The 24140-nt window shown below is 65.5% G+C and carries 14 protein-coding genes; 7 read left to right on the forward strand and 7 right to left on the reverse strand.

Features of this window, described 5'->3' with window-relative positions; genetic code table 11:
* The first annotated feature begins 28 nt into the window (after nucleotides 1-28).
* Genes EDF23_RS17075 through EDF23_RS17085 form a run of 3 tightly spaced genes read left to right on the forward strand, consistent with a single transcriptional unit; the run spans nucleotide 29 to nucleotide 2776 of the window.
* On the forward strand, nucleotides 29-1906 hold the full coding sequence (locus tag EDF23_RS17075; protein ID WP_131922536.1) for a hypothetical protein: 1878 nt from the start codon (nucleotides 29-31) through the stop codon (nucleotides 1904-1906).
* Nucleotides 1903-2574 carry an ATP-binding cassette domain-containing protein gene (locus EDF23_RS17080; RefSeq protein WP_131922538.1) on the forward strand — a complete coding sequence of 224 codons (672 nt, stop codon included), beginning with the start codon at nucleotides 1903-1905 and terminating at the stop codon, nucleotides 2572-2574. The genes EDF23_RS17075 and EDF23_RS17080 overlap by 4 nt, the downstream gene beginning before the upstream one ends.
* Nucleotides 2561-2776, forward strand: a complete 216-nt coding sequence (locus EDF23_RS17085; protein ID WP_131922539.1) for a hypothetical protein — start codon at nucleotides 2561-2563, stop codon at nucleotides 2774-2776. Before EDF23_RS17080 ends, EDF23_RS17085 begins: the two co-directional genes overlap by 14 nt.
* Before the next feature lie 50 nt (nucleotides 2777-2826).
* On the opposite strand, the gene EDF23_RS17090 is transcribed toward EDF23_RS17085, so the two are convergent.
* Nucleotides 2827-3399: a hypothetical protein gene (locus tag EDF23_RS17090; protein WP_131922540.1), complete on the reverse strand. Its 573-nt coding sequence runs from the start codon at nucleotides 3397-3399 to the stop codon at nucleotides 2827-2829.
* 139 nt (nucleotides 3400-3538) lie between these two features.
* On the opposite strand from EDF23_RS17090, the gene EDF23_RS17095 reads away from it, so the two are divergent.
* Complete coding sequence (locus tag EDF23_RS17095; protein ID WP_131922541.1) at nucleotides 3539-4474, forward strand: NADP-dependent oxidoreductase; 936 nt, start codon at nucleotides 3539-3541, stop codon at nucleotides 4472-4474.
* Nucleotides 4475-4683: 209 nt separating this feature from the next.
* On the opposite strand, the gene EDF23_RS17100 is transcribed toward EDF23_RS17095, so the two are convergent.
* From EDF23_RS17100 to EDF23_RS17115, 4 genes are all read right to left on the reverse strand, one after another.
* Nucleotides 4684-5727 carry a hypothetical protein gene (locus tag EDF23_RS17100; RefSeq protein WP_131922542.1) on the reverse strand — a complete coding sequence of 348 codons (1044 nt, stop codon included), beginning with the start codon at nucleotides 5725-5727 and terminating at the stop codon, nucleotides 4684-4686.
* 371 nt (nucleotides 5728-6098) lie between these two features.
* Entirely contained in the window at nucleotides 6099-9476 is a 3378-nt protein-coding gene (locus EDF23_RS17105) for a DEAD/DEAH box helicase family protein (RefSeq protein WP_131922543.1), read from the reverse strand.
* The gene (locus EDF23_RS17110; RefSeq protein ID WP_131922544.1) at nucleotides 9476-10618 is read right to left on the reverse strand and encodes a restriction endonuclease subunit S; all 1143 of its coding nucleotides are present in this window, start codon (nucleotides 10616-10618) and stop codon (nucleotides 9476-9478) included. Before EDF23_RS17110 ends, EDF23_RS17105 begins: the two co-directional genes overlap by 1 nt.
* Nucleotides 10615-12075 carry a class I SAM-dependent DNA methyltransferase gene (locus EDF23_RS17115; protein ID WP_131922545.1) on the reverse strand — a complete coding sequence of 487 codons (1461 nt, stop codon included), beginning with the start codon at nucleotides 12073-12075 and terminating at the stop codon, nucleotides 10615-10617. Before EDF23_RS17115 ends, EDF23_RS17110 begins: the two co-directional genes overlap by 4 nt.
* A 129-nt stretch (nucleotides 12076-12204) precedes the next feature.
* Between EDF23_RS17115 and EDF23_RS17120 the strand changes: the two genes are divergently transcribed.
* Nucleotides 12205-12942, forward strand: a complete 738-nt coding sequence (locus EDF23_RS17120) for a hypothetical protein (RefSeq protein WP_207895536.1) — start codon at nucleotides 12205-12207, stop codon at nucleotides 12940-12942.
* Nucleotides 12943-13057: 115 nt separating this feature from the next.
* The gene (locus EDF23_RS17125; protein ID WP_131922546.1) at nucleotides 13058-13738 is read left to right on the forward strand and encodes a hypothetical protein; all 681 of its coding nucleotides are present in this window, start codon (nucleotides 13058-13060) and stop codon (nucleotides 13736-13738) included.
* 30 nt (nucleotides 13739-13768) lie between these two features.
* Here EDF23_RS17125 and EDF23_RS17130 read toward each other — a convergent pair whose 3' ends face one another.
* A complete protein-coding gene (locus tag EDF23_RS17130; RefSeq protein ID WP_131922547.1) occupies nucleotides 13769-15868 on the reverse strand; it encodes a DUF262 and DUF1524 domain-containing protein in 2100 nt (699 codons plus the stop codon).
* A gap of 422 nt (nucleotides 15869-16290) precedes the next feature.
* Between EDF23_RS17130 and EDF23_RS17135 the strand changes: the two genes are divergently transcribed.
* A complete protein-coding gene (locus tag EDF23_RS17135) occupies nucleotides 16291-21801 on the forward strand; it encodes a DUF3320 domain-containing protein (protein ID WP_131922548.1) in 5511 nt (1836 codons plus the stop codon).
* Nucleotides 21802-22625: 824 nt separating this feature from the next.
* Here the strand turns inward: EDF23_RS17135 and EDF23_RS17140 are convergent.
* Entirely contained in the window at nucleotides 22626-24128 is a 1503-nt protein-coding gene (locus EDF23_RS17140; RefSeq protein WP_131922549.1) for a PTS transporter subunit EIIC, read from the reverse strand.
* Nucleotides 24129-24140: the final 12 nt, after the last annotated feature.

Genomic DNA, 24140 nt, shown 5'->3' on the forward strand with positions numbered 1-24140 from the left:
GAACTTCGCGGCCGCCACCGTCCTCGCGGTGGCGGCCGTACCGCTCCTGCTCGTCGGCCTGATCGTGTTCGTGGTCGGGAGTGGTGAGGCGAGCGGGTACCTCACCGGCCGGACGACGATCGACATGGTCGACCTGCCGCTCGGTCCGACCAAGCAGGAGCACATCCAGCAGCTCACGGAACTGGCCGAGGACCACGACGTGTCGCTCGCCCTCGTCGTGCCGGATCGTTCCGGCGCGCCGAGCACCGTCACCGCGTACTCGTTCGCCGGCTCCGTCGCCGCCCCGGTGTTCTGGGGGAACGTCGTCGACCGGCCGGCGAGCGACATCGGTGACGCCGTCATCGTCTGGTCGTACGCGGTCGACGGATCGGCGGTGCAAGTCGGTGCCTTCCTCGACGCGTTGCGCACTGCGGAATTCGAGTTCGTCGACGCGACCCCGACGGTCCGCGTACTGGCACCAGCGGTGATCGGGCAGCCCGGCATCCTGGCGATCGTGGCGTGCATCGCGCTCGGCGTCGTCATCGCCGTGGTCGCGGAGTCGGACCGGCGGGACAGCCGACAGCGGCTCCGCGGACTCTCCGGATTGTCACCGAAACGCATCGCCGCTCGTGAAGCCCTCGAGACAGCGGGGCTGCTCGTCTTCTGTTCCCTGGTGGTGTGCGGGGCGCTCGCCGTCTACTTGCTCGTCCGCGGGGCATCGCCGATGATCTGGTCGTTCAGCGTCGGGCTCGCCGGAGTGATGCTCCCCGCCGCCTTCGTCGGTGTCGTCGGACTCCACGTCGTCTGCTCCGTCGTCGGCCGCCGCAGGTGGACGAGCCTCGCGGCCCCGGTCTGGCGCCCGACCGTCGTGGCACTGTGCGGTGTCGCACTCGTCAGCATCCTGACCGTGAGCACCAGTGTCCTCGTCGAGCAGGAGCGGACGGCCTCCGAGCTCGAGCGATCGCTGCGCTCCGAGACCGCCGACGGCGACGACGTGGTCCTGGGGGTCGGGATGGCCTCAGTCGCCGACGAGGACGCGTTCGGGCGCGTTGCGCTGGCTGCCCTCGCCACCGGCACCGCCGAGCTGGCGCAGACGACGTTCATGCAGGACGCGCTGCTGGTCGCCGGAGACCGGGCGGAGCAGCTGGTCGGGGACGACCGTGACGGTGTCACCGTGCTGGTCCCCGAGTCGGTGGCGACCGACATCGACGCGATCGCCGACGGCGTGCGGGAGAGCTTCGACGACGGCTGGGAGGTGGACGACGACCAAGCGCCCCGAGTCGTCCCGATCCACACCGAGGTCGTCGGATCGACCGCACCGATCGTCGCCGCCGCTGACCGCTGGATCGATTGGGTGCTGCCACGCACCACCACCGGCGCGGACGTGCCCGTCATCGTGGTGACCGACGTGCGGGACCTGCCGCCGAACCGACTCGGCACCGCGACCCGGAACGGCGAGGTCCGGTTCGCCGACCGGACCGCGCTCGTCCAGCAACTCACGGACGCTGACCTGCTCGACGTCGTCACGCAGATCAACCGAGTCGGTGCCGTGCTCGAACGAGCGCTCGCAGCCGTCCGGACATCCCGCGCCGTCATCCTCGCCGCTTCGGCCGGGACGGTGCTCGCGATCCTGTTCGCTGCCGCCACCCTGATCGCCGACCACCGGACGCGGCATCGACGAGCAGCACGGCTGCGATTCCTGGTCGGCCGGCATCCCGCGGTGCAGCACGCGCGGTTCGTGCTCGTCGCGAGCGGCATCGCCGCCGGGACCACCGCCGTGACCGTACTCGTCGGCGACGACGGCACCGGTGCCGGCAGCGGCGCCTTGCTCGCTGCCAGCACGGCCGGGGCAGTCGGCGTGCTCACCGCAGTCGCGCTGTCCGTCCTGCTCGCCGCCACACACCACCGAGAGAGGCCACGCCGATGACCGATCACCAGCGACTCAGCATCGAGGGGATCGGCTACGACATCGCCGGGCGGACGCTCTGGAACGACATCACGTTCCAGCTCGGCGCCGGACAGGCCCTTGCCCTGCGCGGACCGTCCGGACAGGGGAAGAGCACGATGCTCCGCTGCCTCGCCGGGTTGGAACGACCGCCGCGGGGTCGGGTCGTCGTCGACGGCACTGACCTGCACACGGCGAGCGAGGGGGAGCGGCGTGGACTGCGCCGAGACACCATCGGCCTCGTCGTGCAGGACCACGCCGTCGTGCCGGAGTGGACCGTTGCCCAGAACCTGCGGGTGCTGCGGCCCCGTGGCGTCACCCGGGCGGCACTCAGCGATCGGATCGACGAGGCGCTGCTGATCGTCGGGCTCGGTGGTCGGCGGGATGCTCGTGCTGGGACGATGAGCGGCGGCGAACAGCAGCGAGTGGCCGTCGCACGAGTGCTGGCGCAGCGGCCACGACTCGTTCTCGCCGACGAGCCCACCGCGTCGCTCGACACCGAGAGCGCGGCGCGCGTCCGCAGCGGTCTCGACGCGCTGCGTGCATCGGGCAGCGCTGTCGTCGTGGCGACCCACGACCCGGCGCTCATCGCGTGGGCCGGTGCAGAACGGTCACTCATCCGGCTGGGGAGCGACCATGGACGTCCGTGAGACCACGCTGCAAGCTGCGGTGGGCGCGCACCTGGCGGGGACCCACATCCGCAGGACACACCGGGTCCTGCAGGGGAGTGGCACCGTGGCGCCGGGGTTGCGCTGGCCGGACGCCTCGGACGGCCGCGATCCCCTGGCCGTCCTCGAGGCCGAGGGCCGCGCGTTCTCGGCGGGCGGTGGTGTTCTCGTGCCGGAGCGCTGACGGTTCTGGTTCGCGATCGTCGGGGATCGTGAACCGGAACCGTCACCGTCTCAGTACTCGGGACGGATCCAGTCCGTCGGCTGCACGAAGCGAGCGCGGGGCAGGACCTCGTCCGGCTCGGCGGTCCGCACGCTCGTGATGATCGTGTCCTCGCCGTACTCCGACAAGCGGCGGGCGATGCCGTCGCCCTCGTCGATCACCATCGTCGTGCGGGTCGCCGGATCCCCGCGGTGCTCGAACGTCACCAGGATCGAGTGCTCGCCGATGTGCTCGACCAGGATCGGGTGGAAGCTCTCGGGGCCGCGACCCCACCGGAGCATCAGGTCGGGCACGGCCATCCGGACGACGGGATCGGAGACCATGCTCCGGGCGAACGAGATCTCGTCCGGACCGTCGTCGGGGTCGTGCAGCACGCCGTCGCGGTAGGAGACCGGCTTGGCCCGTTGGCGGACGAGGGTCCAGGTCTGCGCGGCCTCGTCTATGTCGACGCGGAACTGCCAGTACTTCTGCCGGGACTCCTGGTGGATGCCTTCGAGGACGTACCGGGCGGGTCGGCGGAGGGCGGCGAGCTCCTCGGCGATCGCGGCACCGTCGGACCGGGTGAGGAGTTCGTCGAAACGCACGCTGTCAGCATGGCGCACCACGTGCTGTGGACCGCACCCCCTGACGGGCGGGAGGCGCGGGGCGGCCTGGCGCCGTGCCTCCCGGCCGATCGTGGGTCGCGTCAGGTTGCGTCAAGCAACGTCCGCGTAGACCGGGAGGATGCAGGTCGTCGGAGTCGAACAGTTCGGAGGGCCGGAGGCCCTCGCCATCCACGAGGTGCCGGAGCCGCACGCCGGTGCGGGGTCCGTGCGGATCCGGGTGCAGGCGTTCGCCGTGAACCCGACCGACACGGGGGTGCGTGCCGGGCAGCGGGACAGCTCGCAGGCCTCGCCGCCGTACGTGCCGGGGATGGACGCTGCCGGAGTCATCGACGAGGTCGGGCCCGACGTCACCGGGTGGGCGGTCGGCGACGAGGTCATGGCGATCGCGTTGCCGCTCAGCACGCACGGTGGGGCGTACGTGCAGGAGCTCGTGGCGCCGGTGGGGTCGTTCACGCGGATTCCTCGCGGGACGTCGCTGCTCGCTGCGTCGACCGTGCCGATGAACGGGCTGACCGCGCTGCAGATCCTGTCGCTCGCCGGGCTGTCGCGTGGGGACACGCTCGCCGTGACCGGGGCTGCCGGGTTGCTCGGGAACTACGTGGTGCAGCTGGCGAAGGCCGCCGGGCTGACCGTGATCGCGGATGCTGCTCCGGCGGACGAAGCACTCGTCAGGTCGCTCGGGCCGGACCACGTGGTGCCGCGCGGTGCTCCCTTCGCCTCCGCTGTCCGTGAACTCGTGCCGGGCGGGGTCGATGCGCTCGCCGACGCTGCCGTGCAGCGCGACGAGGTCGTGGACGCCGTTCGCGACGGGGGAGTGTTCTTCGACGTGCGGGGGTGGCAGGGCAACGGGGCTCGGGGGATCGAGTTCGTGCAGGTGATGGTGTTCTCGGAGTACCGGTCGTTCGACAAGCTCGAGCAGCTGCGGCATGCGGTGGAGAGCGGGACCGTGACGCCGCGGGTGGCCGAGGTGCTGCCGGCTGCGCGGGCTGTGGAGGCGCATGAGCGGTTGGAGGCTGGGGGGACGCGGGGGCGGTTCGTGTTGAGCTGGGGATAGACCCAGCGCACGAGAGGAAGCCCGCGAGCCGAGCTGTCGATCAAGGTTGCCACAGTCGATCCAAGCCACGGCTCAACACCGTGAGATCCAGGTTCGAATCCATATTGAGCGTTATCGGCGGCTTTGCGGCTTGGAGGCCGGCAAACTGCGCCACTTCACGGCGAGATGCCTGTGCGCACCAGGCCTGCGTCGAATCACAACAGCTTCGACTAATCCGTCCGCGCGGGAAGCGGGAGTGTCCAATCCCCGTGCGCGAGGTAGAAAGCAAAGAAAGGATCGAGGATCTGCAGTTCAGGATCCTGATAAGTCAGCGCAGGGTCACCGTGTCCCCGATGCTTCTCGGCAACGTCCGCGAGGTTGTGTAGAGTTCCTGAGATTGTGGAGGCGGTGGGTGCGTCAGATATAAGTTGCGTCATCTTGTGCGCCAAATCGAATTTTGAAACATGGTCGACCACGCCCATCCGGGACAGCGTGAGAAAAATCGCGCCATAGATGTCTGTCACGCCCCCATCGTGCAATTGCCGCGCGGCCCTGAATGTGCCACGGGTGTCCTTGCCTTGGATGAGCGCGCCGAATGCGCTTGGCTTACGGTCACTAGCCATCGACTCAAGGAACGAGCCCCAGTCGGTCGGTGCGGTTGCCGACACCTTAGGGGTCGCAGTCTGCCAGATCTCTAGTACTTCGGTCACGTACTCGAGACATAGTGCTTGCATGATCGCGGGTGCCCCCCGACTCTCGGCTGCTAGACGTTTGCCAATTTCGGCACCGGAGTCCTCGATGCCGAGAAGACGGAACCCGTCAACAGCGATTTGTAGCAGCTCTGTAGGACTCCACCGGGCGACCTCGAGGTCCCGAACTCGCCAGTCCATGTCTTGTACCTTGCGCATTGGCTCGAATGCTGCGTGTGGAATCGCGATCATCACCACGCGAGTCAGTCGGGCAAGATCTTTCACGGCTCGGACGACCGATAGCCGAACTTTTTCTTCAATGAAGTGGAAATCATCAATAACAATCGGCACTGGCTTGGCGCGAAGCTGAGCTTTCACGACGCTGACCGAAAGGGACGAGCGGCCAACCGTTGCGCCTTGGTCCGAAGTAGATCGAAGAGTTGCATCCAGGCGGAATTTGAGAAGGCTGCTCACTCCCGCCTCGACACCCCCGGTGACCGCTACTTCTTCGCCGGCACTCGCCGTGGCAGACACGTCCACGAACAGACCGAGTTCGTCGATGATTCTGCGGTAGAGCTCATTCACGCTTCCAATCTCGTCCCCTTTAATCCAAATTGCTGAAGTAGGAGGCAACCAGCGTTCGATGAGTACAGTCTTGCCGGTCTTCGAAGCCCCGTGGACGATCAAGCAGTCCCCGCTGCCCTTCGTAATGTACCTAGTCACCTGTGATCGGAGACTCGTGGATAGCCGATCGTTGTACGTGTGGACCGGGTAAGTCCCTGGGACGAACACATCAACCGACTTGTAAACGTCCACCATGGTTCGAAGCCTACTGGGCCCGTACGTTTCGTGCACCCGTTCGTGATGTCGGCCCCACCTGAATGCCACATAGACACGTGGCATCCCGAGCTTGCAGCAGGCCCCCACAAGACCCGGCCCCGCGGCACCTCACTGAGCTACGCAACGGTCTCGGGTCGTGCTCGACCGTGCACGTCATGCAGAATCTGTACGATCGCGGCGACGTCGGCGTCGTCGAACAAGTAGTCGACGCCGCTCGGGGCACGATCCGTGTACGGCGACTCGTAGAGGCGCGCTGCGTCCATCAGCCCGTTTGCGGTGAGCTCGTCGACGATCAGATAAATGAATCGGATCTGTTCGACGGAGAATCGCGAGCCGTCGAGGAAGTGTGCGAAGGACTCGAGAGCCGCTTCCCGGTCGAGGCCGACGAGTGAACGGATGAAGGATCCAAGCCCTTGCGCCTCTTCGGCCACCGAATCGATATCGGCCTTTGATCCTGCACCGCTCGCCAGGAGCATCTGCTCGAGTGAGTCCAGGTCTTCCGACGTGAGCTGGCGGTTACGGCGCAGCCGCTGCAGCGCGAGATGGTCGTCGTGTTGTCGCAGGTAAGCCGTTGCCTTCGCGCGGAATCGCTCGAGGTCCGTTCCCGGCAGCGTGTGCTTCAGCACGATTTCGGTGGCGTCGCCCAGTTCATCGATGAAGTCGGTGTACACGCGGGGACGGGTGACGTTCGGTACGAACCGGACCAGGGCTCGGATGCGAAGGCGTGCGATTTCGAGCATGCCGAGGGTCACGTCGAGCCACCAGTCGTCGCCGGCGACCTCCTCCAGAAGCAAGCCCTGTTCCGCGACGGACGGGATCGCGGTCTTCGCCAGGAGCGCTGTTGCGATGGCTTGCACGGTTTGACGGACCCGCTCGGAAGCGGTGGCGTCGCCGTCGAGCTGCGCAAGCTGTCGGCGCAGGATCAGCAGGTCGAAGCGCTTCGCGTCAGTGTCGTCGTCCACCACGCTCGACGGAAGACCGGCGAGGTGCTCGAGCGCTTCCGATGCGCCCTCGGGCGTGAGCGCGTCCCACTCCGCCAGGTCTGCGTACTGCTCGACCCAGCGCCGCTCGGGACGGACGAGGAAGTTGTCGAGGTTCATGCCCGCGACCACCTCGTGCAGCGTGCCCGCGGCCGAGGCGCGAAGGTCCGCGTCGCCCTGCATTCGGTCGAGGGCGGTGATCAGTCCGAGCCGGGCTTCGAACAGCCGTTGGGTGAGAGACTTCTGCGTCGACCCTTCGGCGCCGGGGAGGTCCTGGCTGAAGAACTCGAGGTTGCCGCAGAAATCGAAGACCAGGAAGTCCTTCTTGGAGCGGCCTTCTCCGAACAGGTCGGGGCTGAGGCGGGTGCCGCGGCCGATCATCTGCCAGAACTTCGACTTCGATCGCACGGTCTTGAAGAACACGAGGTTCACGACTTCGGGCACGTCGATGCCGGTGTCGAGCATGTCGACGGAGATCGCAATGTGCGGCGCGTGGTCGGCGATGGAGAACTCGTCGATGAGGTTCTGTGCGTAAGGCGTGCCGTGGGTGATGACGCGCGCGAAGTGTCCCGCGTGTTCGGGGTACTGCTCGTCGAATCGCTGCTGAATGAACTCGGCGTGGTCCTTGTTCTTCGCGAACACGATCGTCTTGCCGAGGCGGTCGCCGCCGGCGACTTTGTACCCGTCCGTCATCAGCGTCGCCAGCACCTTGTCGACGGTGTCCTCGTTGAACAGGAACCGGTTCACTTCTTCGGCGTCGACGGCGGTCGGCGTGCCGCCTTCGCCCCAGTCGAGGGCGTCCCAGTCGTCCTTTTCGGCCTCGCTGAGGTCGTCGTAGCGGATGCCCTGACGCAGGAAACGGGTGCCGACCGACACGCCGTACGGCGGGACGAGGAATCCCTCGGCGACGGCTTCGTCCAAGCCGTATGCGTCGGTCGGCACGCCGTCTTCGAGGTGGAATCGTCGGTAGGTGTTGTGGTCGACCTCGTCCTTTGGTGTGGCGGTCAGTCCGACCAGCATCGCGTCGAACCAGTCGAAGATCGCCCCGTATTTCTGGTAGATCGACCGGTGCGCTTCGTCGACCACGATGAGGTCGAAGAATCCCGGCCCAAATGGACGCGTCAGCCCGTCGCCGCCTTCGTCGGTGTGGTTGATGAGGTTCATCATCGTCGGGTACGTCGAGACGTAGACGCGTCCTTCGGCGGAGCGTTCAGTGACCAGGTTCACCGTCGCCACGCTCGGCAGATGCGCCTTGAACGCGTTCGCCGCCTGCTTCACAAGCGCAGTGCGGTCCGCGAGGAACAGGATGCGCTTCGCCCAGTTCGCCTTCATCAGCTGATCGGCCAACGCGATGACGGTCCGGGTCTTTCCCGAACCGGTCGCCATGACCAGTAGCGCTTGCCGTTGCCGCCGATCGAACGTGTCCCCGACGGCCTTGATCGCCCGCACCTGGTAATGCCGCCCAGCGATCTGCGTGCTGACAGGAGCTTCTGACAACGGCTGTCGGGAGGTGCGACGCTGGATCATGAGTTCCAGCTCACTGCGGGTGAAGAATCCGGCGACTTGCCGCGGCGGGTGCCCGGCTGCGTCGTCCCAGAGCCAGTGCTCGTATCCGTTGGTGTAAAACACGACCGGCCGACGTCCGTACATCGCCTCGAGGCAGTCGGCGTAGAGCTTCGCCTGCTGCTGTCCGACGAGGGCGCTCTTCGTGGTGCGCTTGGCCTCGACGACCGCGAGTGGCAGCCCATCGGCTCCCCACAGCACGTAGTCGACGAACCCGACGCCGCGACCGTTCGGCATGCTTGTGACCTCGAACTCGCGGTCACGCGCGTCGGCGAGGGGCCAGCCCGCCTCGGCCAGCAGCACGTCGATGAACAGGTCGCGGGTCTCAGCTTCGGAGTAGTCGTGCTCGTCGGACGTGTGGTTCGCAGCTTGCGCCGCGGCTACCTGCGCGCGCAACTGCTCAATCTCAGCAGTCTGCGCCGCCGCGACCTCGTCGCGATCCGCAAGCGCCTTGGCGTGCGCTTCATCCTGCGCGGCGAACCTCGCCGCGAGCCGCTGCACGTCCTCGCGCGTGAGTGGGGCAGCATTGGCTGCGAGCTTGGGATCGAACGTCGCACCAATGGGCACGCCTTCGGGATGAGCCGAATGCCGGAACACTGCCCACACCAGCACGTGATGCAGCTCGCGTAGTGCAGCCGATGCGATATCGGGCCGCACCGGCTGCTGCGCATGTACCGCGTGATTGCCAAGCTTCCGGATCAAGTTCAGTTTCTGTTTGATCCCGACGCCTGCGACGCGCGCGAAGCCAGCGTCGTTGATGCGCGCCGCGAGGTCGTTCTGGTACGGGATCGGTAGGGCGAGGACCTCGTAGAGGTGGCCGACGAGCTGCTCGATTGCCCGGCGGCTGTAGAAGCAGGCCGATCGTGGATCGCTCGACAGGTAAGACTCCGCACGTGACGCGTCTGCAAAGACGTCCACCCAAGCGGCGCGCACAAAATCGAAGTTGGCCATCACAGCTCACCTCGGAACGCACGGGACTGAATCGACGCGAAGAGTTTGTCCGAAGCAATGCCTGCCGCTACGGCATTCGCGCGTCGAACTTCTACTGATGCTGCGAACCCTACGAATTCTTGCTGGCTCCTCAAGTCGGGCCTTAGGATCTCGATCGACTCGAACGCAGATTTCGAAACAAGGCCTTTCATTCCGCCTGTTGACTTGTTCCGTACCAGTTCCGGGGCAACTTTCAGCTGATGGAGCAGGAAAATCGGCTCGAGGTTGTCTGATGGCAAGACGGCATTGATCTGCTGATTGAACGTTACCGCTCGATCGACGATCGACGCTTTCCCAATGCTTTTAGAGCTGCCTGCAATGCAAGTTACGAGGACCGATCCTGCCGGCACTTCTCGCGCACGCCGGCGACCTTGCTCTGAAAGGTATTCGCTTGCCGGCGTTGCAACAGGCCCGCCGAGGTTGTCCGACTTCAACCACTCGATGGATTGGCCAAAGTTTGCCGCAATGGCGCGTGAGGGCGACTTGCCGGTTACGACTGTCGCGATGGAACCGATCCGCTGCCGAATCTGACCCTCCCGATGGGCCAGTGGGCTGCCGAACATCTCGATGAACTGCGACGAAACCAGTCCATCGAGCTTGTCAAGCACCTGCCGGCGTTTGGTGCGCAGCGCGTCAACCTGGTCCAGGGTGGCGGCGATGCGCCGCTGCTCCTCGAGTGGGGGAAGCGGAACTTGTAAACTTCCAAGTGCGGCGAGCGAAATGCTCCGTCGGCGATGAACCGAGCCTCTTCCAAGTCGGTCGTACTGCGCCAGAGCGGTAGGACTCTTGAGGAAACGAATCAGGTATTCGGGCACTACCTTGTCAGCGTCAACTGCAAACACTGTATACATCGGGCTTATCAGGCCGTCAGAAGGCGCGATTCCCACTGAACCCTCATCGAGGTGGATAGTAGCGTAGGCGAAATCTCCTGGCCGCACCCGCTTGTATCCGCTTAGCTCGCGGCTATGGACCTGCTTCTTGAAATACTCATCGCTCGGAACAAATCCGGCGTGTTTGGTGACAGAAAAGACGGGATGCTTGCTATCTGCCCCAGCTCGACTTCCTGACGGGCCGATGATCTCGCTCAACGCGAGCGTGCTCACGCGATCATCGCCTTCAGTTCGGCAAGTCCGTCAGTAATTTCTGCTTCGAGAGCCTCGATCTCGGCAATGATGTCGAGCGGTGGCCGGTGTTCGACTTCGTCGTGAATGACTTCCTTGTAGCGGTTCAGAGACAGGTCGTAGCCCTGCGCTACGATTTCCGTCTTTGGCACAGTGAATGACTGGTCGGTGCGGGCCCGGTCGCATTCGCTGGTCCGACGGTCTGCCCAGCGGGCGAGAACGTCAGGCAAGTCGTTCGCCCCGATCGGGCTGCGTTTGTCATCTAGCGAGAGGCCGTCGGCGTGCACGTCGTAGAACCAGACGTCGTCGGTTCCGCCGGAGTTCGTCTTCGTGAAGAACAGGATCGCGGTCGACACGCCTGCGTAGGGGCGGAAGACGCCGGAGGGCAGCTTGACGACCGCATCGAGCTTCTGGTCCTCCACGAGCATCCGCCGCAACGTCTTGTGCGCGGTGGACGAACCGAACAGCACCCCGTCGGGCACGATCACAGCCGCTCGGCCGCCGGGCTTCAGTAGCTTCAAGAACAGAGCGATGAAAAGCAGCTCGGTCTTCTTCGTCTTCACGATGCGCTGCAGGTCCCTCGACGTCGACTCGTAGTCGAGCGATCCAGCAAAGGGCGGATTCGCGAGGATCAGTGTGTACCGTTCGGCGTCGTCGCTGGCGCCTTCGGAGAGGGAGTCGCGGTATCGGATGTCGGGCGCTTCGACGCCGTGAAGGAGCATGTTCATGCTGCCGATGCGCAGCATGGTCGAGTCGAAGTCGAACCCGTGGAACATGCTTGTGTGGAAGTGCGAGCGCTGCGCGGCGTCGGTCAGCACACTGGGGTGTTCTCGCCGCACGTACTCGGATGCGGCGACCAAGAACCCTGCGGTGCCGGCTGCCGGGTCGCAGATTTCGTCCGCTGGCTGCGGTGCCATCATGGCGACCATTAGCTCGATGATGTGGCGGGGCGTGCGGAACTGGCCGTTCACGCCAGCAGAGGCGATCTTCGACAGCAGGTACTCGTACAGGTCGCCGTTGGTGTCGCGCTGGGCCATGGGGATGTCGTCGAGCATGTCGACGACCTTCGACAGCAACGCGGGCGTCGGGATGGTGAACCGGGCGTCGCGCATGTGATCGCCATAGGTCGACCCATCACCGCCAAGAGCACGGAGGAACGGGAATACCCCTTCCCCGACGATCCGCCACATCGTCTCAGGCTCATCGTTCTTGAACCGGCTCCACCGCAGCTGTTCCTGGCCGGGCCCGTAGATCTCCCGATCGATGCTGCCACCGGTGACGCGCGCCTTCTTTTCCGCGAGCGTCTGGAGGTCGTCGAGCCGGCGGACGAACAGCAGGTACGTGATCTGCTCGATCACTTCAAGCGGGTTCGAGATGCCACCGGACCAGAACGCGTCCCAGACTCGATCGATCTTGCTCTTGAGTTCCCCGGCTATCACGGTCTCACGATAGCGGCTGCCGGCGCGGCGGCGGCTGCCGTCGCTCGTCTCGACTTTCTGCTGCCAGGAGTGGACGGTCGGGTTGGTGACCGGTCGCGAAGCGAGTAAGGCTCGCTCTAGTCTGTGCAGGTGACCAGCATGCCCCTCGGCGAAGACGACTCAACGCCAGAGCACCGACGCAACCTCCTCACCGCCGCGCTGGACAAAGCGCTCAGCGTGCAGGGCGTTGTGGTCGCAGGGAACATTGCCCGTGCCCGGCAACGCAACCCGGAAGCGACTCCCCAGCAAGTCGTGCACACGCTCGAGAACATGTATCGCACCGCCCTAGCCGGAACCGGAGCCGCCGTCGGCGCCGTCGCGGCCGCCCCCGGGGTCGGTACTGCTGTGGGACTGGCTCTCACGGGAGGGGAGGTCCTATCTTCACTTGAACTGAGCGCATTGTTTGCGCTCTCCGTCGCGGAAGTGCACGGTGTCCGTGTCGACGAGCTCGAGCGCCGTCGCACGCTTGTCCTAGGCGTGGTCCTCGGCGGCGGCGCTTCGCAGACGATTGAGAAGGTCGCGGGGCGGACCGGACCGCACTGGGCGAAAGCCATCGTCGATGCCATCCCCGTGTCGCAGCTCAAGCAGATCAACAAGGTCCTCGGCCAGAACTTTGTAACGAAATGGGGAACGAAGCAGGGCATCATCGTGCTCGGCAACGTTGTCCCGTTCGGTATTGGCGCCGTCATCGGGGGCGGTGCGAATCTGGGCATGGCCGAGTTGACGGTTCGCGCAGCTCGCCGCGCTTTTGGGCCGGCACCCGCCACCTGGCCGGGCTCGCGCCACACGTCGTCCGATTCCGGGGACCATCCCATGGGCGAAGAATGACCTGGGCGTCGGATCTCCGCCGGAGACCGTGCATTGGACGCCTGCAGACGCGTCTTGGACGTCTGAAGCGGCACCGGCAAGCAATCTCGACAACGTCCTTCAACATGGAGCCTGTATGCAGATCGCGGAGCGATTCAAAATCACCCAGGCGTGGTGGGTGTCCAGCGAGCTTGCTCGCCGGCACAGCCACTTCACGATTGCCGAAACGTGGCCAATGGACGGCTTCTACCATGGTCTTGAAACCTTCGACCCGCGTTCAGGTAGCTCGGTGTTCATGAACCTCAACGGCAGCATCGACCTGATGCGTGGGGACGAAGAAGCCGTCGACGGCATCGGCTGGGAGGCACTCTTCGAGGCCGAGGACCCTCACGAGGCGGTGAAGCTCATCGAAACCGCAGTGGGATGGTCGCCGGCCTCCGCCGACGCCACTACACCTCGATCGCTGACCTATCGAATCATCGCCGCCGTCCTGGGCCGCACGATCAACGACCGAATCAGACTCACTGTTGGCACGCACTGGTATGGCGCGTCGTACTTGACCCCTGAGGCGACGCCGGCATGGGTCAGCGAGTTCGAGGGCCTCGAGTCAGCTGCCAGGGCATGCCCGGACGAAGCTGGCCTGCCGTTACGACACTTTTGGATGATCCGTCGGGGCGATCAGCCGTCAGCGGTGCTCGCTGACAACGCCACCCTGTACGCAGCCCACAATGGCCCGACCTCGCTGATGCCCTTGTACCGAAAGACCCGATCACTTGAGGACCCGGTCAACGTCGTTCTGGGCGCCACCGCCTTCTAGCCCGGGAAACAAGCAGGCGCAAACGATCCTTCACGCCAGAGCCTGGTACTCGTAGGCCTGCCGGACGAGGCCGAGTACGTAGCTGAAGTCCGTCGTGTCGTCAAAAGCGACCTGTGTGTTACCGACTCCCCAGTGGCCGATCCCGCTGACGTCGCGAACGACTCGGCGCTCATCGCGGAGCGCCGTGATCGGGATGTTCAGCACGAGGAGGAGCCGCGACGCCTGCGGGACGACGTCGAGGAACGTCGTCTCCGTTCGGAAGGCCACGCGCACCTTGAGATATTCGAGGCTGACGGAGGGATCGAACGACATGACTTCGTTGCGTAGCCGCTCGAAGTCCCTACGGCGCTCCGGTCGGAACAGATTCGGGTGGTCAGCGATTGTGTACTGCGACTCTGTCCGGCTCTCTTGGTACGTCGCGAGCACCTCGAGCGGGAGCGCGGGCCGAGGCCAGATTTGCAGCGCCTGCTGAGCCAGCCGCGCGGCGCGGGTGCGGATGGCGGACTCGTCCCAGGTGTCGAGCTGCCCGATGCCTTGATTGAGGCGAAGCGGGCTCTCCCTGAAGCCACCTTCCATGTCGCGCTTCTCGCGGAACGGCCGGTCTGAGTATTCGGAGTTGTATCCGGTCAGTGTGAGATTGCCGAGGGTGTGCAGGTACGCCGACTGGATCTCCTGCCATCTCTCGCCGAGGTCGGCTCGCCACTCCGGACGGAGTAACTCGTTCTGCGGAAGGATGTGCTCGATTGTGTACTCGTCCGTCGGGACGGGTTCCTTCCGGCCGTGGTTCTCCAACGACCGGAAGAAGTATGAGCGCCGCTTGAAGTGGTACGCGTCGAACGACTGCAGCTTCTCCTCGAACTCGGCGTCGGTCGGGAACGTCCGGTATCCCTGCAGGCGCAGGAAGTGTGCTTTGACGCTTTCGACGTAGCGGTCCTTCCGGAGAGCGCGCGCCAGGCTTTGGAATGTGGTGGTCAGCGAGTTCGTAGCCCAGCCGGTGACGGCGCGTCGCACGACGTACGAGGTCACCATGTGGACGATCTCGAGCAGCTCGTCCTTGTTGATCACCTCGAAGTCGTAGTCCGTGTATGCCTCGAGGAGGAAGGGGTAGACCACGTCCGCGCGGATCTGGACGAGATCGTCGAACGCTGCCCGTAGTGCCTTGTCGGGTTCGCGGCCGAGCGCGATGGCGCTGTACCGGCGGGAGTACTCGCGCAGCTCGAGGACGAGGACATCGATCGATTCGCCGCGCTGCATCCGGATGGCTGCGTAGTCCTTGAACGCGTCGTAGATGTCCCCGAGTCGCGGGATGCTGCCGGTGACGGTGGCAAGGTAGTGCCGTACGAAGTCATCGAACGCCGACTCGGAACCGGCGCCGGTGAAATCAAGCTCCATTGGTCGCCAGTAGCCCGTCCAAAGCCGTTCCTGCGCGTTTGTCGTCAGCCCCATCAGCACGAAGTTGCGGATGAGATCCGCCTGCGAGAGTCGCTTGCCGGTTGAGTTCATCGCCTCGAACACGAGCTGCGGGTGATCGATCCCGAGCTGCAGGTGCACGTCGACCACTTGCAACTTCGCCAACCCGCGGCACACCGTCGCCAGATCGGTGGACGACGCCCTGATCTGGGCACGGAAGAACTCGAAGTTGTCGAACACGCGGCTAGTCGACCCTGCCGCAGGCTCGGTGCCATCGATGACCGATTTCAGTGCGCCCCGATCGTCCTGGGAGAGCAGGAGTTTGTATCGCCGTTCGTCGGTCTTGAACCGATTCGTGAGGTAGGAGTCGCGGATCTCCTCAGCGGAGAAGCCTTCGAGTGGTTCGCGATCCTCGGCGGCGGGGCCCTCCAGGTGGGAGACGAGCGCTGCGAGGATCAGGCTGACGGTTGTGACGCGTTGTTGACCGTCGATGATGAGGCTCGGCGCCTGGTTGGTCTGCGTGCCCGCGGCTTTCTCCACGTACACGACGGATCCCGTGAAGTGAGCGCCGAGCTCTTCGTTGCCGCCAGCCCGAAGGATGTCCTTCCAGAGCTGCTCACACTCGGCACGGCCCCATGCGTACGCCCGTTGATAGATGGGGACCTCGAACTGACTCGTCACCTTGAGTAGATCGAGGAGATTCGCGTCGACAGCCTTCACGGGACTCAACCTAGCTGCTCTCGCCCGCGGGCTTTCGTGGGCTGACCTGGTGTTGATAACTGGAAGAGGGCGGACCTGAATGAACTTCGGTGCGCGAAGGGAGGGAGCTGCCCGTGGACTCGCGAGGCAGCTAGAGGTCGGGCTGAACACGCCGCCTGACTGCGCTCGTCAGCCGCAGGAACCTCGCCCCTACCTGTCAGGAGTCAACCGAACCTGCAGTAGTCCCTGGCAAGCCTGACCCTTTGTCGCCGTCCTGTCTTGCGCTGTCGAGCACGTCCCCCGATCAGGACGCGTGCGGTTGTCGTGCGCCTCGGTCAGAATAGGACAATCGCTCGAAGCTGCTGACCGAGCTGACCCAGCCCCTGCAAGGCCGGATCGTCGAGCGGCGTCAGGCGTCCTGTTCGGGCGTCGACGAGGGGCGGATGGTCGTTCAAGAGGTAGGAGCGTTGGCGTTGGAGTTGGGAACGGGCAAAGCGGACCGAGCGATCGCGCAATGGCGCGACTCCCTCCTGAACCTCTCGGGCCGAAATCGGTTGCTGAACTACCGTCCGACTCGATCGTCGACGATCGAGTATTCGAAGCACTCCGCTGCGGAGGTGTTCGACTTGATAGCAGCCGAGAGCCTCACGTTCACTCTGGGCACACGGGCGGACGAGCGCAACGCCGAGTTGGTTCGCGACGACGAGGAACTGGCGACGTCCGATGTCGAGGGCGCCGTGCTCGAGCAGCTCCGCGAGTTCGACTTTGAGCAACACCCCGGACACCTGTTCGCCGACAAGACGCAGCGTGATGTCGACCGTGCGCTCCGCAACCTCGCAGCAGCGTCAAAGCGGGAGTTCATCGACAAAGGTCTGCGCATCCTGTACGTGGCGCTCGGCGAACTGCGTTGGGTCGACGCCGCGGGCGATACCCGCCGCAGTCCGCTCCTGCTCGTGCCCGCCGAGCTCGCCGCGCCTGGACCCAGGGAACGAACGTTCGTCCGATTCTCCGACGACGACTTCGCAGTGAATCCGGCGCTGTCGCTGCTTCTTGCGCAGGAGTACGGCATCGAGCTTCCGTCCGCCGACGACCTTGAAGTGGAACTCGAAGCCGACGGGGTCCAAGCAGTACTGAATCGTCTGGCATCGATGAACTGGCCCGACGGCTGGGAAGTGCACGACTTCGCTGCTTTGGCCGCGTTCATGTTCGCCAAAGAGGCCATGTACCGCGACCTGCTCGACAACGCCGACGCTGTCGCGAACTCCGAACTCGTTCGTGCCCTCTCAGGCGCCATCCCGCCCGAGCAGTCCGACTTCGTGTTCGACCCTGCCGGCGACGACATCATCGACGTCGTTGCCCCACCAGAGACCACGCCACTGGTCCTCGACGCCGATGCAAGCCAACGAGCGGCGATTCACGCCGCGGTCGCGGGGAAGAGCTTCACGCTCGACGGGCCACCCGGCACGGGCAAGAGCCAGACCATTGCAAACATCATCGGCGCTCTCATCGCTGAAGGTAGAAGCGTGCTGTTCGTGTCCGAGAAGGCGGTGGCCCTGGACGTCGTCCGCAACCGCCTCGCCGACAGGGGCCTCGGCGCATTCCTGTTCGAACTACACAGCAGCAAAGCCGTTCGGAAAGACGTCGCCCGACGACTCGGCGATGCACTCGGAGCTACGCCGGTCCCGCCTGCCGGCATGAGCGCGGTAAAGCTCGGGCAGCTCGAACAAGCGCGGAGGGATCTCAGCGACTACGCCGAGGCGGCCAACGAGATCCGCCAACCTCTGGACGCCACCTTCCACGACATCCTCGGCCGACTCGAACGAGACCGCACCGACCAGGTCGGACCGCCGTGGGGTGCACCTGGGGCAGGACTGACCGCCCAAGAGCTCGACGCCGTCGAGCGTGCCGCCGCTGGACTCCAGCGCAACTGGCGGATCGCCAAGCAGGGCCGGCAAGCCACTTGGTATGGGCTCGTCGAGGGCAGCGTTGACCTGGCCTACCCGTTACAGCGACTGGCCCGGGCCATCGAGCGGCTTCGCCCAGTTGTCGACAGCACCCGCGAGTTACGAGAAGCCTTCGGTGCCCGGGCCTCCAACGAGCTGAACGGCATCGCGACGCTCCTCGACGTGTGGTTTGAAGCTCCTGAATTCCACGAGCAGCCTTGGCTGGACGAAGAGATTCTGAAGCAGATCGAGAACACGCTCGCCGGGTACGAGAGCTGTGCCAGTGACCTGCAATGGGTCGAACATGACCTGACAGCGTTAGTGGGGGACCAGTGGCGGCGCCTGAAGCCCGTCCCGGAGGACCGGATCCCCGAACCGAGCCTGGTCGCTGGACTGCCCGGGGTCACATCGACGTCGACCTCCGCCGACCTTGATGCCGCTCGGCGTGACGTAGAAGATCGTGCAAGCGCGCTTCGGTCGTTGGAGCGGGATGCGCAAGCGCTTGCCCGCGGAGCAGGAGCCTTTGGACCGTCGAACCCGGCTGAGACGCGAATGCTTGTCGACGCGTTGCCGCATCTGCTCGACCCGCATCCGCCGCTGAGCACGTGGCTCTACGACAACTCGCTTGCCCTGGCCGCTCGCGCCACCGCCGATCGCCTGCGCGATGCGCTGCAGCGACTCGTGGCGGCGGAACGCGAGGCGAGCCCTCACTTCAACGCCGCCGTGCTCACGGCGGACCTCGATGAGCTCGAACGCCTCGCAGCCGAGCACACCAGCTTTGCGAGACGATTCGGGGCAGGGCACAAGGCCCTTCGCGAGGCCCTGGCGACGATCTCGCACGTGCCTTGGAAGGATGCCGTCGTTGCGCTCCCACGAGCTCGTCGCTGGGCGGACGCGTGGAATGCATACCGCTCAGCATTCGACGAAGCCAGGACGGGCATCGGCGACGATGTCGACCCGAACCACGCGGTCGACTGGGAGCTGATCGACCGCCGCTTCCGCAACCTGCACGCGCTATCGGACGTCCCGTTCGTCGACGAACCACAGACACGACGCGCCACCACCGACCCCGTCCATCGCCGTGAAATCGGCGCCCTCGCCGACCGGCTCGAAGACGACCTCAAACGCTGGCACTCCATCCTCAGCGACGACCGCAAGCCATACGTCGAGGTCGCCGCCGAATTGGAGGAGCAGCTACGGCGCCTGCAGCCTCTGCTGGAGTTCGTCGCACTGCAAGCAGACGTGCTCGGTCCGAACGCGAGCATAGATCGCCACATGCACGCCGCTCGGCTGCACATCCAACTTGAATCCGCCGCCGCCGCCGCGGCGCGCTCTTGGAGCGACGTGCTCGTAACGGCTCCGAACGGATCGGATACTGGGACATCGTCGGACGTCGCACCGGCCGCGATCCGCAGGCACATTCAGTGGGCACGACGTCTCCTCGACGCCGCCACGACAGCGCCGAACCTCCGCCGACTCGAGAGTTCACAGATCAATCTGCTCCGGCGCACGCAGTCGCACATCGACATTAAGGGCGTGGCGGACGAATACCAGCTGGCCCGCGAAGGACTGTTCGACAAGTTCGATCAGCCACGACGCGACGAACTCCGGCGAGCGTTCGCCGACCTCGGTAACGCCGCCGAATCGGTCGCCCGACTGCGGGCGGACCTCGACGGGGTGGACGCGTGGTTCGACCTGCAGCGCTCGATCTTGAAGCTCGAAAGCCACGGCCTTGGCCCCTCCGTCCAACACGCGCTTGCGGAAGATCTGCAGGAGACGTCGGTCGCGGCGTTCCTGACCGAGACGGTTCTCCGCGGCTGGATCGACGCGCAACTCAAGTCCGACCCCCGATTGGCCGCAGGAGCCGGAGTCGATCGCGATGAACTCGTCGCCCAGTTCCGGGAGCTTGACTCAGAACTCGCCGATACCGCCGTCACCAGGATCGTCGAGTCCGCGTCCGCCCGTCGGCCGCGGTCGGCGAGCGGGCAAGCCGCGATCATTCGACGCGAAGCGGAGAAGAAGCGCAAGCACATCGCAGTCCGGGAACTCATTGCGCAGACAAAGGACGTCGTCCTCGCGCTGCATCCCTGCTTCATGATGAGTCCGCTGGCGGTGTCGCAGTACCTTCCTGCTGAACAGCTGTTCGACGTCGTCATCTTCGACGAGGCGAGCCAGGTGCTGCCGGGTGACGCGATCAACTGCGTCTATCGGGGAGCCGCACTCATCGCGGCGGGAGACCAGAAGCAGCTGCCGCCGACCTCGTTCTTTGAAGCGAACGTCGACGACGGGGATGAGGACGGCGAAGAGGACCTCGCCAACGACTTCGAGTCGATCCTCGACCTGATGAAGTCCAGTGGCGCGTTCACCGCGCAAAGCCTCCGCTGGCACTACCGCAGCAGGCACGAGCACCTGATCGCGTATTCAAACGCCTCCTTCTACGACTCCCGGCTCGTCACCTTCCCGGGCGCCGTTGCCGAGAGCGCCGACGCCGGCGTCCGCTACTTCAAGGTCGACGGCGTCTATCGGAGATCGGCCGGGCGCGACAACCCAATCGAAGCGCGGCACGTCGCCGACCGTGTGCTGCATCACTACACGACGCGACCCGACAAGAGCCTCGGGGTCGTCGCGTTTTCCACTGCGCAACGCGACGCCATCGAAGCGGCCGTCGAGCTGGCCCGATCCGACCGGCCGGACCTCGACGCGCATTTCGACGATGACCGCGTGTCCGGGTTCTTCGTCAAGAGCCTGGAGTCGGTGCAGGGCGACGAACGCGACGTGATCATCTTCTCCACCGGATACGGACCCGACGAACACGGAAAGGTGTACCGGCAGTTCGGTCCCGTTGGGCGTGCAGGCGGGGAACGACGATTGAACGTGGCCATCACGCGCGCGAAGGAACTCGTGGAACTCGTCACATCGATGAGCGCTGGCGACATCGGCGAAGTCAGCGCCGCCGGCACTCGGCACTTGCGGCGATACCTCGACTTCGCGGAGCGAGGGCCGTCGGCGCTTGCGATGGAACTCAGCCCGTCTGGGCTCGACACGGAATCGCCCTTCGAAGACGCGGTCGTGGACTTCGTCCGTAGCCTCGGCTTCGAGGTCCAACCGCAGGTCGGCGTATCCGGCTACCGGATCGACATCGGCGTGAAGCATCCGAATCAGCCTGGAGCGTTCATGATCGGGGTCGAATGCGACGGCGCGATGTACCACTCGAGTCGCGCCGCGCGAGATCGCGATCGTCTCCGGCACCAGATCCTCGAAGGTCTCGGATGGAATCTGCACCACATCTGGGGCACCGCCTGGTACCGGCATCCCGACCGGGAGAAAGAGCGGCTACGGCAGATCCTGGAACGTCTCGCAGCCCAACCCGTTCTCGGACGAGTCGTCGCCGAAACGCCGCGAGCCGCGGCACCTGTCGTCGTGGAGGTCGTGGAAGCGCCGCTGGATGCGACGCCGAGCTGGGTGTCGGAGTACCAGATCGGGCGCACAACCCGTGTCCCGAACGTCGATCTGAGCCATCCGCTGAACGCTCCTGCACTGATTCCATTCGTACAGGCCATCGCAGGAACGGAGGCGCCGTTGCACATGGACGTACTTGCGCAACGGCTACGTGAGCACTCCGACTACGGTCGGATCGGCTCTCGCATCCGAGGAACACTGATGCTCGCCGTCCGGCAAGCCGGCCTCGAGACCGACGGGGTTTTCGTGCGGAGGCAACGCGAACACAGCGCCGTTGTCAGAAGTGGTGGGGCGTTCGTTCGGTCCGTGGACCAAATCCCGGACGACGAGCTGAGCCGAGCGCTTGAACTTCTGACGCAGGACGCGGTTGTGGCCACCAAAGACGCGCTGGTCACGGGCGTCGCTGGGCTGTATGGCTGGAAACGGGTCGGAGCGGACATTCGGGGACGGCTTCTCGGCGTCATCTCCGCTCTCCTGCGCGACGGTCGATTGGAAGAGACCAACGACGGCATCAAGCGAGGACGAGAGACAGCGCCGGATTCTGCTCGTTGAGACGCCACCCGTTGTCTACCCCCGGGCTCGTTGCTCCCCCATCCGCGACTGCGAGCCGGGGGAGTAGTTCAGCGCCGTACTTCGACCGACTCTATTCAAGACCGTGCATGCGGTCCACACGGGCGTTGAGGTCGTGAGTTGGTAACTGCGCCGGTGACCGACGACGAGACACGTGGCTGGGCGCTCCTGCGTTGCCCCACACGAATCCTTCAAGCGGAGTCGCGGAGCGTGGGTCTCGCGAACGCACTGTCGTAGTGACGTCGAGGGCGCCGGGTCGGACTCGGCTGCGTGAAACAGAATCCCGAGAGTCGTGGAAGGCCCGTCGTTGCTGGGATCCGCGATCCGCGCCGCTGCTGGCATCTGCGAATAGATCGAACACCGCTTATCGGCGCGCCGTCCCAAAATTCGGCTCAGTTGCGGGATGTACGTCGTTGGGCGTCTCGGAAGGAGCGCGTCTTCAGCCGCAGTTCCGGCCATCGCTGGTCCGCCATAGCGGATGCCGCGCATGCGGGGAATCGTCGCTGATTTGATGCGGCCTGGTGGTCTGGCGGGCTGACAGCAGCCCTCGGAACGACACTTCTAGGGACGAGTTTCATCGGCGCGGTCGCGTCAACGCGGCTCTACTGGTGGGTACCCGCATTCGTGTTGATCGGACCGCTGTCGATGGCGGTCACAACGGTGGCCGCTCAGGCCACCGCTCGAAGGGGAGTCCTCCGGGATGTGCAACGAGTTGAACGCGAGCGTCGCATCCGCGGCCGCGGCGGCCTCGAAGGTCGGACCATTCAGCGGACCATGCGCCAGGTACGCGCTCGCGCCCAACCGCATCAGCGCGCAGCTCCCACGGAGCCAGCGGGCGAGACCGGCACATCGAGCGGCGAATCCGGAGCTAAAGGGTCGTCGGACGGCGCTGACGACTGTGCCTCGAGGTCAGCCCGCACCGACGCGGAAACCCCGAACAGCAGCGTCGCCACGAACCCGACGACGTACGCCACCACGAGCCCCGACCCGTACCCGAGCAGCGCCCACCCGTACCCGGACGACCCGTTGAGCAGGGGGATGAGCGACAGGTCCGAGGCCCCGATGGCGATCGCCCCGACGGAGTGCCCGAGCTGGTCGAACAGCCCGACGACTCCTCCGCCGAACGCCCCACCGATGCACGCGGTGATGAACGGCCGACCGAGGGGCAGCGTCACACCGTAGATCAGGGGCTCACCGACACCGAGGAACCCGGCCGGAAGCGCGCCCCGGATGGTCCGGACCAGCGAAGCGTTCGAGCGGAACCGAACCCACAGCGCGATGCAGGCACCGATCTGCCCGGCACCACCCATCGCGAGGACGGGCAGCAGCACGGTCCACCCGGTCTGGTCGATCAGGGTGGTGTGGATCGGGATGAGCCCCTGGTGCATCCCGGTCATGACGAGCGGCAGGAACAGGCCTCCGAGCACGAAACCGGCGAAGGCCCCGCCGTTCGCGAGCAGCCACGTGGCAGCGGTCCCGATCGCCACCGAGACGACACCGGCGACGGACATGAGCACACCGAGCGTGATGGATCCGGCGACGAGCACGGTCACGGTCGGGACGACGATGAGCGCGATGACGTCGGGAGTCACGCGCCGCATGAACCGCTCGACGTAGGCGGCGAGGATGCCACCGGCCAGCGCACCGAGCACACCGCCCTGCCCGGGAGCCAGGGTCTCGCCGAACACGGTCACGTTCGCGACGCCGGCCGCGACGATGATGCCGCCGACCGCGCCGCCGAGGATCGGCGTGCCTCCGAACTCCTTCGCGGCGTTCATGCCGACGAAGACGGCGAGCAGCGACAAGAAGCCGGACGAGAGCACGCCTAGGAAAGGCGTGACGCCGGGCAGCCATCCGAGGTTCGTCAGGATGCCGTTGATCCCGGCGATGAGCCCGCAGGCGATCAGCGCGGGGATGAGCGGGATGAAGATCGCGGAGATCTTCCGGATCGCGCGCATGGTGCGGCCGTCGGAACGAGCCCGCGCAGACGCCTTGATCTCCGCGCCGCGAGCCGCGAGTTCTTCAGGTGAGGACCCACCAGCCGCAGCCGCCGGGGCGGCCGCGCGCAGGGCCTCCAGGTCGACGGCCACGCGGTCGACGAGACCCGGGCCGAGCACGATCTGCAGGTTCGAGCCGGCCGCGATGGCGGCCATGACGCCGTCGGTGGCCTGGAGCGCCGGCAGGTCGACCGACGCGGGAGACGAAACCTCGACCCGCAGGCGGGTCATGCAGTTCTCGACGTCGGCGATGTTCGCGGAACCACCGACGGAGTCGAGGATCTGCTGGGCGAGTTGCTGTGCATCGGGCATTGCTGTGCTCCT

Origin of the sequence: Curtobacterium sp. PhB128 (assembly GCF_004340725.1) — a bacterium.
Lineage (GTDB): Bacteria > Actinomycetota > Actinomycetes > Actinomycetales > Microbacteriaceae > Curtobacterium.

What these genes read in the sequence shown, in the direction of transcription:
- EDF23_RS17125 (WP_131922546.1), top strand. Translation starts at nt 13,058, where the DNA reads ATGCAGATCGCGGAGCGATTCAAAATCACCCAGGCGTGGTGGGTGTCC.
- EDF23_RS17085 (WP_131922539.1), top strand. Translation starts at nt 2,561, where the DNA reads ATGGACGTCCGTGAGACCACGCTGCAAGCTGCGGTGGGCGCGCACCTG.
- EDF23_RS17080 (WP_131922538.1), top strand. Translation starts at nt 1,903, where the DNA reads ATGACCGATCACCAGCGACTCAGCATCGAGGGGATCGGCTACGACATC.
- EDF23_RS17095 (WP_131922541.1), top strand. Translation starts at nt 3,539, where the DNA reads ATGCAGGTCGTCGGAGTCGAACAGTTCGGAGGGCCGGAGGCCCTCGCC.
- EDF23_RS17135 (WP_131922548.1), top strand. Translation starts at nt 16,291, where the DNA reads ATGGTCGTTCAAGAGGTAGGAGCGTTGGCGTTGGAGTTGGGAACGGGC.
- EDF23_RS17105 (WP_131922543.1), bottom strand. Translation starts at nt 9,476, where the DNA reads ATGGCCAACTTCGATTTTGTGCGCGCCGCTTGGGTGGACGTCTTTGCA.
- EDF23_RS17140 (WP_131922549.1), bottom strand. Translation starts at nt 24,128, where the DNA reads ATGCCCGATGCACAGCAACTCGCCCAGCAGATCCTCGACTCCGTCGGT.